General features: G+C 70.1%; 9 protein-coding genes and 1 pseudogene. 3 read left to right on the top strand and 7 right to left on the bottom strand.

The annotated features are described in order from the left end of the window. From AOK11_RS31115 to AOK11_RS31095, 5 genes and pseudogenes are all read right to left on the bottom strand, one after another. Window positions 1-380, bottom strand: a pseudogene (locus AOK11_RS31115) (FadR/GntR family transcriptional regulator); the annotation flags it as partial. Window positions 381-613: 233 nt separating this feature from the next. Further along, window positions 614-2,230 carry a glycerol-3-phosphate dehydrogenase/oxidase gene (locus AOK11_RS31110; protein WP_055597036.1) on the bottom strand — a complete coding sequence of 539 codons (1,617 nt, stop codon included), beginning with the start codon at window positions 2,228-2,230 and terminating at the stop codon, window positions 614-616. An 18-nt stretch (window positions 2,231-2,248) separates the two neighbouring features. Beyond that, window positions 2,249-3,784, bottom strand: coding sequence for a glycerol kinase GlpK (glpK, locus tag AOK11_RS31105; RefSeq protein WP_107098725.1), 1,536 nt, complete (start codon window positions 3,782-3,784; stop codon window positions 2,249-2,251). Window positions 3,785-3,894: 110 nt separating this feature from the next. Next, the gene (locus tag AOK11_RS31100) at window positions 3,895-4,689 is read right to left on the bottom strand and encodes an MIP/aquaporin family protein (RefSeq protein WP_055597034.1); all 795 of its coding nucleotides are present in this window, start codon (window positions 4,687-4,689) and stop codon (window positions 3,895-3,897) included. 442 nt (window positions 4,690-5,131) lie between these two features. Then, window positions 5,132-5,896 carry an IclR family transcriptional regulator gene (locus tag AOK11_RS31095; RefSeq protein WP_055597033.1) on the bottom strand — a complete coding sequence of 255 codons (765 nt, stop codon included), beginning with the start codon at window positions 5,894-5,896 and terminating at the stop codon, window positions 5,132-5,134. A gap of 316 nt (window positions 5,897-6,212) precedes the next feature. Between AOK11_RS31095 and metH the strand changes: the two genes are divergently transcribed. From metH to AOK11_RS31080, 3 genes are all read left to right on the top strand, one after another. Continuing rightward, on the top strand, window positions 6,213-9,725 hold the full coding sequence (gene metH / locus AOK11_RS31090) for a methionine synthase (protein ID WP_055597032.1): 3,513 nt from the start codon (window positions 6,213-6,215) through the stop codon (window positions 9,723-9,725). 127 nt (window positions 9,726-9,852) lie between these two features. Then, entirely contained in the window at window positions 9,853-10,593 is a 741-nt protein-coding gene (locus AOK11_RS31085) for an HAD family hydrolase (RefSeq protein WP_055597031.1), read from the top strand. A gap of 443 nt (window positions 10,594-11,036) precedes the next feature. After that, on the top strand, window positions 11,037-12,641 hold the full coding sequence (locus AOK11_RS31080; protein WP_055597030.1) for an ABC transporter substrate-binding protein: 1,605 nt from the start codon (window positions 11,037-11,039) through the stop codon (window positions 12,639-12,641). A 114-nt stretch (window positions 12,642-12,755) separates the two neighbouring features. Here AOK11_RS31080 and AOK11_RS31075 read toward each other — a convergent pair whose 3' ends face one another. Beyond that, on the bottom strand, window positions 12,756-13,427 hold the full coding sequence (locus tag AOK11_RS31075) for a response regulator (protein ID WP_055597029.1): 672 nt from the start codon (window positions 13,425-13,427) through the stop codon (window positions 12,756-12,758). Between the two features lie 69 nt (window positions 13,428-13,496). Continuing rightward, window positions 13,497-13,911 (bottom strand): RecB family exonuclease (locus tag AOK11_RS31070; protein WP_206188964.1); only part of this gene is annotated, 415 nt, incomplete at its 5' end.

The raw sequence follows: 13,911 nt of genomic DNA, 5'->3' as shown, positions 1-13,911 counted from the left end.
GGACGGCCCGGTGTTCGCGCGGGGCCCGTCCAACCGCTCGGCCGGCGCGTCCGGTTCCCGCTCGCTGATCAGGGCGGCCGTGGTGGCCGTCACGGCCGGCTCCGGGGCGCGGCGCACGGCGAGGAACTCCAGGGCCGTGGCCTCCCGGTGCAGTCCACGGCGAAACCGAGTGCCTCCAGCAGCGGTCGGGGGTCCGGGCCGGTGACGTACGTGCCGTCGCCCTGCCGCACGTCCGGGATCCGGATCGGCGACAGCGCGCGCACCGCCTCCCGCAGAGAGTTGCGCGACGGTCCCGGTCCGGCGGCGAGTTCGCGCTCCCCGGGCAACCGGTCGCCGGGACGCGGCGTGCCGACGACGATCACCCCCTTGATCTTCCCGATCGCCTCGTCGGTGACCGCCGCCCCGGCCTTCCCAGTGGATCCACCGGGAACAGCGGATCCACTGGGAACAGATGTCCGAGGTGTCCGGGCCGTTGCGCGTGGCTTCGGGGCCCCACAGCCGGAAGGGGCGACTCCGCCGGCCCGCAGGCCGGTGGGGAATCGCCCCTTCGTGTCACCGTCCCCCTGCCGGAGGGAGGACCGCTCCCGCGCGGGCAGGGCCGGTGACCGTGCGGTCACTTCCTGTCGAGCAGGTCCTGGACCTGCGCACGGACCTCGTCCGTGGCCAGCCCCCGGATCGTCAGCGTCGTACGGCGGCGCAGCACGTCGTCCGCCGTCTCGGCCCACTCGTGGTCCCGGGCCCAGACGACCTGCGCCCAGATCTCCGGCGCGTCCGGGTGGACGCGCCGGGCCAGCGCGGGGTCGTCGTTGGCCAGCCGGGCGATGTCGAAGGCCAGCGAACCGTAGTGGGTGGCCAGGTGCCGGGCGGTGTCCGCCGCCATGCGCGGACCGGGCGCGGGGCCGTCCACCAGCAGCCGGTGGGCGACCGCGCGCGGGTTGGCGACCCCCGGCAGCGGCAGCTTGCTCGGCAGCGAGCCGACGGGTTCGAAGGCGTCGCCCAGCGGGTGGCCGGGCAGTTCCTGGAGCTTGCGCATCACCGTGCGGCCGATGTGGCGGAAGGTGGTCCACTTGCCGCCCGCGACGGACAGCATCCCGCCGCGGCCCTCGCTGACGACCGTCTCGCGCTTGGCCTTCGCGGTGTCCCCGGGGCCGCCCGGCAGCACCCGCAGGCCGGCGAAGGAGTACGTGATCAGGTCACGGTCCACCTGCTGGTCGCGGATGGAGAACGCGGCCTCGTCGAGTATCTGGGCGGTGTCCTTCTCGGTGACCGCGACATCCGCCGGGTCGCCCTCGAACTCCTCGTCGGTCGTGCCGAGCAGCAGCATGTCCTCCCAGGGGAGGGCGAAGGTGATGCGGTACTTGTCGATCGGCGTGGCCAGCGCGGCCCGCCACGGGGCGGTCCGCTTCAGCACCAGGTGAGCGCCCTTCGACAGGCGGATGGACGGCGCCGCCTTCGGGTCCTCCATCCGGCGCAGGTGATCCACCCAGGGCCCGGTCGCGTTCAGCACCAGACGGGCGTCGACGCCGAACTCGTCGCCCGACAGCCGGTCGCGCAGCTCGGCACCGGTCACCCGGCCCCGGGTGAACCGCAGGCCGGTCACCTCGGCGTGGTTGAGGACGACCGCGCCCGACTCGGCCGCCGCGCGGACCGTCATCAGCGCCATCCGCGCGTCGTTCATCTGGTCGTCGCCGTACACGGCCACGGCCTTGAGGTTGTCCGTGCGCAGCTCCGGCACGTCCCGCGCGGCCTTGGCGGGGGAGAGCAGGTGGCCCACCCCGTCGCCGAAGGCCGACAGGGCCGAGTACGCGAAGACACCCGCTCCGAGCTTCGCCGCGCCGTGCGGCCCGCCCTTGTACACGGGGAGGTAGAACGTGAGCGGGTTCGCCAGGTGGGGTGCCACCTGGCGGGAGACCGCACGGCGCTCGAAGTGGTTCTCCGCCACCAGCTTCACCGCGCCGGTCTGCAGATAGCGCAGACCGCCGTGGAGAAGCTTGGAGGAGGCGGAGGACGTGGCGCCGGCGAAGTCGCCGGCGTCGACCAGAGCCACCCTGAGGCCGGACTGCGCGGCGTGCCAGGCGGTGGAGATGCCCAGGATGCCGCCGCCGATCACGAGGAGGTCGTACGACGCCTTGGAGAGCTGCTCCCGGGTCTCGGCCCGGCTCGGGTTCGAGCTGGAAGCCGGGCGCGTCCCCAGGGCAGGCACGGACTGCAGGGTGGACTGAGTGGTCATGTCGGGTCGTGCTCCTCGTCAGTCTTCGTCCTCGAGCCAGCCCATGGTCCGCTCGACGGCCTTGAGCCAGCTCTTGTACTCACGGTCGCGGATCTCCGCGTCCATGCGGGGGGTCCACTCGGCGGCCCGGCGCCAGTTGGCGCGCAGGTCGTCGGTGTTGTTCCAGAAGCCGACGGCGAGGCCGGCGGCGTAGGCGGCGCCGAGGCAGGTGGTCTCGGCGACCATGGGGCGCACCACGGGTGCGTCCACGAAGTCGGCGAGGGTCTGCATCAGCAGGTTGTTGGAGGTCATGCCGCCGTCGACCTTGAGGGCGGTCAGTTCGACGCCGGAGTCCTTCGTCATGGCGTCGGAGATCTCCCGCGTCTGCCAGGCGGTGGCCTCCAGGACGGCGCGCGCGAGGTGCGCCTTGGTGACGTACCGGGTCAGGCCGGCGATCACACCGCGCGCGTCGGAGCGCCAGTACGGGGCGAACAGGCCGGAGAAGGCCGGTACGAAGTAGGCGCCGCCGTTGTCCTCGACCGAGAGCGCGAGGGTCTCGATCTCGGCGGCGGTGGAGATCAGGCCCATCTGGTCGCGCATCCACTGCACCAGCGCACCGGTGACGGCGATGGAGCCCTCGAGGGCGTAGACCGGCTTCTGGTCGCCGATCTGGTAGCCGACGGTGGTCAGCAGCCCGCTGTAGGAGTTGATGATCTTGTCGCCGGTGTTCATCACCATGAAGGTGCCGGTGCCGTACGTCGACTTGGTCTCGCCCTCGGCGAAACAGGTCTGGCCGAACAGGGCCGCCTGCTGGTCGCCGAGCGCGGAGGCGACCGGGATGCCGCCGAGCAGGTCGCCCAGGCTGCCGCCCTCGATCTCGCCGTAGACCTCGGCGGAGGAGCGGATCTCGGGCAGCATCGCCGTCGGGACGCCGATGGACTCGGCGATTTTCTTGTCCCACTGCATGGTGTGCAGGTTCATCAGCATGGTGCGGGACGCGTTGGTGACGTCGGTGACGTGCTTGCCGCCGTCCGTACCGCCGGTCAGGTTCCAGATGACCCAGGTGTCCATGGTGCCGAAGAGGATGTCGCCCGCCTCGGCGCGCTCCTTGAGCCCTTCGACGTTGTCGAGCAGCCAGCGGGCCTTGGGCCCGGCGAAGTAGGAGGCGAGGGGGAGACCCGTCTCGCGGCGGAAACGGTCCTGCCCCACGTTGCGGCCGAGCTCGCGGCAGAGGGCGTCGGTGCGGGTGTCCTGCCAGACGATGGCGTTGTGGACCGGCTCACCGGTGTGCCTGTCCCACAGCACGGTGGTCTCGCGCTGGTTGGTGATGCCGATGGCCTTGATGTCGTCGCGGGTGATGCCGGCCTTCTCGACGGCGCCGGCGACGACCTCCTGGACGTTGGTCCAGATCTCGGTGGCGTCGTGTTCGACCCAGCCCGGCTTGGGGAAGATCTGCTCGTGTTCCTTCTGGTCGACGGCGACGATGCGGCCGTCGCGGTCGAAGACGATGCAGCGCGACGAGGTCGTGCCCTGGTCGATGGCGGCGATGAACGGACCGTGGCCGTGGGAGGCGATGCCGGCGGAGTGGTCGTCGGTCACTGTGTGCTCCTGGAGGTTCCTTGGGTACGGGGCTGTACGTACGGCGCTTCTACAAGACTCGGGGTTCCCCGGCGGCGGGGGCACCCTCAGGCGAAGGCGATGGTGTAGACGCCCGCCGCGAGGGCGCCGCCGATCAGCGGACCGACCACCGGGACCCACGCGTAGGTCCAGTCGGAACCGCCCTTGTTGGGCAGCGGCAGAAGGGCGTGCACGATGCGCGGACCGAGGTCACGGGCCGGGTTGATCGCGTAACCGGTCGGTCCGCCCAGCGACAGACCGATGGAGACGACCACGAGGGCTGTGATCAGACCGCCCAGCACGCCGAGGCCGTTGCCCGCGTCGTTCAGGCCCTGGGTGAGCACAGCGATGATCAGCACGAAGGTGCCGACGATCTCCGTGGCGAGGTTCTGCACCGCGTTGCGGATCTCCGGGCCGGTCGAGAAGATGCCGAGCACCGGGCCGGCGCCCTTCTCCCGGGCCTCGACCGCCTTGGCGTCGGCGGCCTGCGCGGCCCGGGCGCCGACGATCTCCTCGTCGGTCAGGTGCGCCTGGAACTGACCGTAGTAGGCCACCCAGACCAACGCCGCGCCGATCATCGCGCCGAGGAACTCTCCGGCGAAGTAGACCGGAACGTTGCTCCAGTCGCCGTCCTTGATCGCGAGCGCCACGGTCACGGCCGGGTTGAGGTGGGCTCCGGAGAGCGGAGCGGAGATGTACACCGCCGTCATGACGGCGAAGCCCCACCCGAGGGCGATGGCGAGCCAGCCGGCGTTGCGGGCCTTGGAGGCCTTCAGGGTCACGGCGGCACACACACCGCCGCCGAGCAGGATGAGTACGGCGGTACCGATGGTCTCGCCGATGAAGATGTCGGAGCTGGACACCCGCGACTCCTTTGTCCTTCGTCCAGGGAAACCGACCCCCGGGTCCCGCCGGGGATTGGCGCCCTCCGTGGTGAGAGCGAGGCCGGCCCTTGCCACACCCTAACGCGTATTGCCGGTAGGTGTTCGGCAATGCCGACCGATGGACGGGAGTCTTTCCCCGCCCTCACCTGTGCGTCAAGGGTTCGGTCATCGAAAGCGCGATCGTTACCGGTTGCCCCAGGATGTCGATCTTCGGAATCGATCCATGGGGATATGTCCCGCTTCTCCGTCGCGGAGCACGACGACGGCCGGGACGCCGTACGGCGTCCCGGTCCGGGGTTCGTGAGGGATGTGTCGAGCCGGTGTCGCACGGGACCCGGCCTGGTGCCCGGCCGGGGGCCGCCCCCGGTCCGCCCGCGGCCCGCATGGCCGGCCGCGCTTGGCCGGCGCGCCCGCGCCGCGTTCAGAAGCGACGGGCGCCCAGGTCTCGCGACACCGAGCGGGCGCAGTCCCGGACCGCCGCGATCAGCTCGGGACGCAGCTCGCCGTCCCGCTGCAGCCGCTCCACCGCGCCCATGACGCCGACCGCGCCGACCGGCATGCGCCGCCGGTCGTGGACGGGAGCCGCGATCGAGGCGACGCCCTCCCAGGTCTCCTCGACGTCCGCCGCGTACCCGCGCGCGCGGGTGACGTCGAGGATCCGCTCGAAGGCGTCCGGGTCGCACACCGTGCGCTCGGTGAACGCCGAGCGGTCGGCCTCCAGGGCCTCGCTGTGGGCCACCGGATCGTAGGCGGCCAGCACCTTGCCCAGAGCCGTGGAGTGCAGCGGCTGCATGGCCCCCACCTCCAGGACCTGCCGGCTGTCGTCGGGCCGGAACACGTGGTGCACGATCAGCACGCCCTGCTGGTGCAGCACCCCCAGATAGACGCTCTCCCCGCTGGAACGGGCCAGGTCGTCCGTCCACACCAGGGCGCGCGCCCGCAGCTCGTGCACGTCGAGATAGGTGGTGCCCAGGCGCAGCAGCTCCGCGCCCAGCTGGTAACGGCCGGAGACTTCGTCCTGTTCGACGAAGCCCACGTGCTGGAGCGTGCGCAGGATGCCGTGGGCCGTCCCCTTGGCGAGGTCCAGCGACGAGGCGATGTCCGACAGGCCGAGCCGCCGCTCGCCGCCCGCCAGCAGGCGCAGCATCGCCGCCGCCCGTTCGAGCGACTGGATGTTCCGTGCCATCGCCGTGCTGCCTCCGTTCCCTTCGACCGCCGCCCCGCGACGCTACCTCTGTTCGGCAATGCCGAACACTACCGCTCGATGCCGACCTCTCGCCAACGATCCGCCGTCATCGGCCGAGAACCGCGGTGTCGTCCGCCGCGTCACCCGTCCGCGGGACACCGGAGCCCGTTCATCATGGTCCGGCTTGTGGACGGCCCGAACATCGGGGAGCGGTCCCGGCTACGCTGGCGGCGTGCCCTGCCCGGGAGGTTCCATCGGGGATCGTTCCGGACAGCCGCAAAGCCGACAGCCGTCGCATTTGAGGGAGCCCTTTGACATGGCCTCGTTGCCGCTGACCCCTTCCGCCGACAGCCGGACCCGTGTGGCCGCGCTCCGAGAGGCCCTCGCCACCCGCGTGGTGGTCGCCGACGGAGCGATGGGCACCATGCTCCAGGAGCAGGACCCCACCCTCGAGGACTTCGAGAACCTCGAGGGCTGCAACGAGATCCTGAACCTGACGCGCCCGGACATCGTCCGCTCGGTCCACTCGGAGTACTTCGACGCCGGCGTCGACTGCGTCGAGACCAACACGTTCGGCGCCAACCACAGTGCCGCCTCCGAGTACGACATCGCCGACCGGGTGCACGAGCTCTCCGAAGCCGGCGCCCGCATCGCCCGCGAGGTCGCCGACGAGCACGCAGCCCGCGACGGCCGCACCCGCTGGGTGCTCGGCTCGATCGGCCCCGGCACCAAGCTGCCGACCCTCGGCCACATCGGCTACGGCACGATCCGCGACGGCTTCCAGGCCAACGCCGAGGGACTGCTCGCGGGCGGCGCCGACGCGCTGATCGTCGAGACCACCCAGGACCTCCTCCAGACCAAGGCCTCCATCCTCGGCTCCCGCCGCGCCATGGAGGCGACCGGTGTCGACGTGCCGCTGCTGGTCTCCATGGCCTTCGAGACCACCGGCACCATGCTCCTCGGCTCCGAGATCGGCGCCGCGCTCACCGCGCTGGAGCCGCTCGGCATCGACATGATCGGCCTGAACTGCTCGACGGGCCCCGCCGAGATGAGCGAGCACCTGCGCCATCTCGCGCGGCACTCCCGCATCCCGCTGCTGTGCATGCCCAACGCGGGCCTGCCGGTCCTCACCAAGAACGGCGCCCACTTCCCGCTCGGCCCCGAGGGCCTGGCCGATGCCCAGGAAGTGTTCGTCCGCGACTACGGACTGTCCCTGGTCGGCGGCTGCTGCGGCACCACCCCCGAGCACCTGCGCCAGGTCGTGGAACGCGTACGGGACGTCACCCCGCCCGAGCGCACCCCCCAGCCGGAGCCGGGCGCCGCCTCCCTCTACCAGAGCGTCCCCTTCCGCCAGGACACCTCCTACCTCGCGATCGGTGAGCGCACCAACGCCAACGGGTCCAGGAAGTTCCGCGAGGCCATGCTCGAGGGCCGCTGGGACGACTGCGTGGAACTGGCCCGCGAGCAGATCCGCGAGGGCGCGCACATGCTCGACCTGTGCGTCGACTACGTCGGCCGCGACGGCGTCGCCGACATGGAGGAACTGGCCGGCCGGTTCGCCACCGCCTCCACCCTGCCGATCGTGCTCGACTCCACCGAGGTCCCCGTCCTGAGGGCCGGCCTGGAGAAGCTCGGCGGCCGGGCGGTCATCAACTCGGTGAACTACGAGGACGGCGACGGCCCCGAATCCCGCTTCGCGCACGTCGCGCAGCTGGCCCAGGAGCACGGCGCGGCGCTGATCGCGCTGACCATCGACGAGGTGGGCCAGGCCCGTACCGCCGAGAAGAAGGTCGAGATCGCCGAGCGCCTGATCGCCGACCTGACCGGGAACTGGGGCATTCACGAGGAGGACATCCTCATCGACTGCCTCACCTTCACCATCTGCACCGGTCAGGAGGAGTCCCGCAAGGACGGCGTCGCCACCATCGAGGGCATCCGCGAGCTGAAGCGCCGCCACCCCAAGGTGCAGACCACCCTGGGACTGTCGAACATCTCCTTCGGCCTCAACCCGGCCGCCCGCATCCTGCTGAACTCCGTCTTCCTCGACGAATGCGTCAAGGCGGGCCTGGACTCGGCGATCGTGCACGCGTCGAAGATCCTGCCCATCGCCCGCTTCAGCGAGGAGGAGGTCACCACCGCCCTCGACCTGATCCACGACCGGCGCCGCGAGGGCTACGACCCGCTGCAGAAGCTGATGCAGCTCTTCGAGGGCGCCACCGCCAAGTCCCTGAAAGCGGGCAAGGCCGAGGAGCTGGCCTCGCTCCCCCTGGACGAGCGCCTCAAGCGGCGGATCATCGACGGCGAGCGCAACGGCCTGGAAGCCGACCTCGACCAGGCGCTCGAGACCCGCAAGGCCCTCGACATCGTCAACGACACCCTCCTCGACGGCATGAAGGTGGTCGGCGAACTGTTCGGCTCCGGCCAGATGCAGCTCCCGTTCGTGCTCCAGTCCGCCGAGGTCATGAAGAACGCGGTCGCCCACCTGGAACCGCACATGGAGAAGACCGACGAGGACGGCAAGGGCACCATCGTGCTCGCCACCGTCCGCGGCGACGTGCACGACATCGGCAAGAACCTGGTCGACATCATCCTGACGAACAACGGCTACAACGTGGTCAACCTGGGCATCAAGCAGCCGGTCTCGGCGATCGTGGAGGCCGCCGACGAGCACAGGGCCGATGTGATCGGGATGTCCGGGCTGCTGGTGAAGTCCACGGTGATCATGAAGGAGAACCTGGAGGAGCTCAACCAGCGCGGTATCGCCGCCGACTACCCGGTCCTCCTCGGCGGCGCCGCCCTGACCCGCGCCTACGTCGAGCAGGACCTGCACGAGATCTACCAGGGCGAGGTCCGCTACGCCCGCGACGCCTTCGAGGGCCTGCGCCTGATGGACGCCCTCATCGGCATCAAGCGCGGCGTGCCCGGCGCGAAGCTGCCCGAGCTGCGGCAGCGCCGGGTCCGCGCGGCCACCGTGGAGATCGACGAGCGCCCCGAGACCGGTCACGTCCGCTCGGACGTCGCCGTCGACAACCCGGTCCCCGAGCCCCCGTTCCGGGGCACCCGGGTGATCAAGGGCATCCAGCTCAAGGAGTACGCGTCCTGGCTCGACGAGGGCGCCCTGTTCAAGGGGCAGTGGGGCCTGAAGCAGGCCCGCGCCGGCGACGGACCGACGTACGAGGAACTCGTCGAGACCGAGGGCCGGCCCAGGCTGCGCGGCCTGCTGGACCGGCTCCAGACGGACAACCTGCTCGAGGCGGCCGTCGTGTACGGCTACTTCCCGTGCGTCTCCAAGGACGACGACCTGATCGTCCTGGACGAGGCGGGCAACGAACGCACCCGTTTCACCTTCCCGCGCCAGCGCCGCGGACGACGCCTGTGCCTGGCCGACTTCTTCCGCCCGGAGGAGTCCGGCGAGACCGATGTCGTCGGTTTCCAGATCGTCACGGTCGGCTCCCGCATCGGCGAGGAGACCGCGCGGATGTTCGAGGCCAACGCCTACCGCGACTACCTCGAACTGCACGGGCTGTCCGTGCAGCTGGCCGAGGCGCTCGCCGAGTACTGGCACGCGCGGGTGCGCTCGGAGCTCGGGTTCGCCGGTGAGGACCCGGCCGGGATGGAGGACATGTTCGCCCTGAAGTACCGGGGCGCCCGCTTCTCCCTCGGCTACGGCGCCTGTCCCGACCTGGAGGACCGCGCCAAGATCGCCGAGATGCTCCGGCCCGAGCGCATCGGCGTCCACCTGTCCGAGGAGTTCCAGCTGCACCCCGAGCAGTCCACGGACGCCATCGTGATCCACCACCCGGAGGCCAAGTACTTCAACGCCCGCTGACCCCGCCAGGGGGTCCGTGCATCACCGGAAGCGGTTGCCCCGGGCACGACGTACACTGGTCGGTCCACCGCAGGCCGGTTCCCTCAGAGGGAACCGGCCTGATCGTCCCTTTGACGGAGGTACGTGGATGACCAGTACGGTTCCCGCGCTCGACACCCTTTCCCAGAGCCTCCGGCCCGTACGGGCGGGCACGTCCCGCAAGGCCGGAGGATCCGCCCTTCAGGCCGTGTTCCTGGACATGGACGGCACCCTGGTCGACACCGAGGGCTTCTGGTGGGACGTCGAGGTCGAGGTGTTCGCCTCCCTCGGCCACACCCTCGACGACTCCTGGCGCCACGTCGTGGTCGGCGGCCCCATGACCCGCAGTGCGGGCTTCCTCGTCGAGGCGACCGGCGCCGACATCCCCCTCACCGAACTGACGGTGCTGCTCAACGACGGCTTCGAGGCCCGTATCGCCGACAGCCTGCCGCTCATGCCCGGCGCCGCCCGCCTGCTGGCCGAGCTGTCCGAGAACGGCATCCCCACGGCCCTGGTCTCCGCCTCGCACCGGCGCATCATCGACCGGGTGCTCACCTCACTGGGCCCCCAGCACTTCGCGCTGTCGGTCGCCGGTGACGAGGTCCCGCGCACCAAGCCGCACCCCGAGCCGTATCTGGCCGCCGCCGCCGGACTCGGTGTGGACCCCCTGCGGTGCGCCGTCGTCGAGGACACGGCGACCGGCGTCGCTTCCGCCGAGGCCGCGGGATGCCACGTCGTGGCGGTGCCCTCGGTGGCCCCGATCGAGGCGGCCGCCCGGCGGACCGTCGTCCCCTCGCTGGAAGCCGTCGACCTGACCTTTCTGCACGGCCTGATGACGGAAATGCGCTAGGCGTTCACCGAGCGTAGACCGGTGTATGGGGCCGAAATTCCGGGGGCCCGCACCCGATGGTCCCAGCGGGTGTCCGAAGGAATTCGGACCGCTACCGACCGTTGAATTCCGGTGGTCCCGGCTGGATTTCACATGTGAGGTTCACCACTCCTCGAAGGCTCGACAGTGGGGTCGGCATGTGGTGTCCGCCCCTTTTCGGCGGGCCCCGGCGTTCCCTTGTGTCCCGATTAGTGGATCACTGCACCAATCCTGCCGCACCGGCGTTCGTCGGTGCGTTCACACCCGGTTCCACTGCGTGATGGAGGCTCAACTTCGGTGGCTGCGGCCCTTCCCGCGAGTCCGGACTAATCTCATCGCGAGAACCTCGTCCCTATCCCCGTGATCGGTAGCAACACCCCTGTATGCCGCATACACGGAGTCGACAGCTCTGGAGAAACTCGAGCATGAACCGCAAGACTTTGGTGCTGGCGGCCGCGATCGGTCTGCTCGCGCCGGTACTCGCCGGCTGTGGCGATACCGAGGGCGGGAGCGGCGACGGCGACGCGATCGTCGTCGGCACCACGGACCGGTTCACCCTCTCGAAGGACGACCCCGCGCCGGTCGACCCGGCGTACGCCTACGACGTCGGTACCTGGAACATCCTGCGCCAGACCGTGCAGACGCTGCTGATCCAGCCGCGCGGTGACGGCGCGCCGGTACCCGAGGCGGCCGAGAGCTGCGGTTTCACCGACTCCGGCAACGAGCGGTACAGCTGCACCCTGCGCGAAGGCCTGAAGTTCTCGAACGGTGACCCCATCACCGCGGCCGATGTGAAGTACTCCCTCGACCGCGCCCTGGCGATCGAGGCCGACAGTGCTGTCTTCGCGCTGCTGTCCAGCATCGACACCATCGAGACGCAGGGCGACCGCGAGGTGATCTTCCACCTCAAGTCGGCGGACGCCACCTTCCCGTACAAGCTGTCCACCCCGGTCGCCGGCATCGTCCCCGAGGACTCCTACGACAAGGACAAGCTGCGCGACGGGTTCGACATCGACGGCTCCGGGCCGTACATGTTCGAGCCCGAGGTCAAGGACGGCGAGCTGGTCCGCGCCACCTACGTCAAGAACCCCTCCTACAAGGGGTCCCTGAAGGTCGGCCACGACAGGATCGAGATGCTCTCCTACGAGAGCGCCGAGGCCATGGGCGAGGCGCTCGAGGGCAACGAGATCGACATCATGACCCGAGGCATGTCGCCGGAGCAGATCACGAAGCTCGCCAACGACTCCGACGACACCGTGGACCTCGTCGAGTCACCGGGTCTGGAGATCCGCTACCTGGTCTTCAACACCGATGCCCCCAGTGTGGAGACCAAGGCCGTCCGCCAGGCCATGGCCCAGATCATCAACCGCAGCGAGCTGGTCGCCAAGGTCTACGGCTCCCAGGCCGAGCCGCTGTACTCGCTGGTCCCCGCGACCGTCACCGGTCACTCCAACGCGTTCTTCAACAAGTACGGCGACCCCGACGTCTCCAAGGCCCGCGAGCTGCTGGGGAAGGCCGGCATCACCACCCCGGTGAAGATGACGCTGCACTACACGACCGACCACTACGGTCCCGCGACCAAGGCGGAGTTCGAGCAGCTCAGCAAGCAGCTCAACGACAGCGGTCTGTTCGACACCGACATCGAGGGCGCGGGCTGGAACACCTTCAAGACGGCCGGCCAGGAGGGCAAGTTCGACGTCTACGGCATGGGCTGGTTCCCCGACTACCCGGACGCCGACAACTTCCTCGCCCCGTTCCTGGACGAGGACAACTTCCTCAACTCGCCGTACGCCAACACCGAGATCCGCAAGAAGCTGATCCCTGAGACCCGCCGTCAGGCCGACCGGCTGGCCGCTGTCAGCAGCTTGAACCAGATTCAGGACATCGTTGCCGAGGACGTGCCCGTGCTGCCGCTGTGGCAGGGCAAGCAGTACGTCGCCGCGAACGACAACGTCACCGGTACCGCATACCTGCTCAACTCCTCCTCCACGCTTCAGCTGTGGGAGCTGGGCCGTGGCGTGAGCGGCTGACACAACGGGCCCGGACCGGGCCCGCATACGCCGAGGGCGCCTCCCGAAAGTCGGGAGGCGCCCTCGGCGTATGCACGTGCGGCGCGTGAGCGGCGCCGGGTGAGCGGGCGGGCGCTACTGCGCCCCCGGGCGCACCAGCCCGCTCTCGTACGCGTACACCGCGGCCTGCACCCGGTCGCGCAGCCCGAGCTTCGTCAGGACATGGCCGACGTGCGTCTTCACCGTCGTCTCACTGACGAACAGGTCCGCGGCGATCTCCGCGTTGGACAGTCCCCGTGCCACCAGCTTCAGCACCTCGACCTCACGGTCGGTCAGCGTGTGCAGTGTGTCCGGCACCGGCTCGTCGCCGGACGGCAGATGCGTGGCGTACTTGTCCAGCAGCCGGCGCGTGATGCTCGGGGCGAGCATCGCCTCGCCGGCGGCCACCACCCGGATCGCCTGCACCAGTTCATTGGCCGGGGCGTCCTTCAGCAGGAAGCCGCTGGCACCCGCGCGCAGCGCCTCCACCACGTACTCGTCGAGATCGAACGTGGTCAGTACCAGGACCTTCGCCGGGCCGTCCCGCTCGGGGCCGGTGATCTGCCGGGTCGCCTCCACGCCGTCCATCCGCGGCATGCGGATGTCCATCAGCACCACGTCGGGTTGCAGCGCCCGTACCTGGTCCTGGGCCTGGAGGCCGTCCCCGGCCTCGCCGACGACCGCGATGTCCTGCTCGGCCTCCAGGATCATCCGGAAGCCGGTGCGCAGCAGCGGCTGGTCATCGACCAGTAGGACGCGGATGGCCACGTAAGTCTCCTTCGCTAGTCCGCCCTCATTGTGCCCTGCGCCCCGTGTCCCGCCGGAGTCCGGGTCGCATCACACCGCGTCGCCCCCGGCGGTCCGTACCGGCAGCGGATAGGGCGGGGGAGTGCCGCCGAACTCCGGACAGTGCGCCTGGTGGTCGCACCAGCCGCACAGCTTGGTGGGACGCGGCCGCCAGTCGCCGGTCTCCGTGGCCTGCCGGATCGCCTCCCACAACGCCAGCAGTTTGCGTTCGACGCGCTCCAGATCGGCGCGGACGGGGTCGTACGTCACCACATCGCCGCTGCCCAGGTACACGAGCTGCAGACGGCGCGGGATCACCCGCTTCAGCCGCCACACCACCAGGGCGTAGAACTTCATCTGGAACAGCGCGCCCTCCGCGTACTCCGGCCGCGGCGCCTTGCCCGTCTTGTAGTCGACGATCCGCACCTCGCCGGTGGGCGCCACATCCACCCGGTCGATGATCCCG

Origin of the sequence: Streptomyces hirsutus (assembly GCF_001418415.1) — a bacterium.
Lineage (GTDB): Bacteria > Actinomycetota > Actinomycetes > Streptomycetales > Streptomycetaceae > Streptomyces > Streptomyces hirsutus.
Note: the sequence above shows the minus strand (reverse complement) of the source record. Positions and strands in the feature narration are given on the sequence as shown.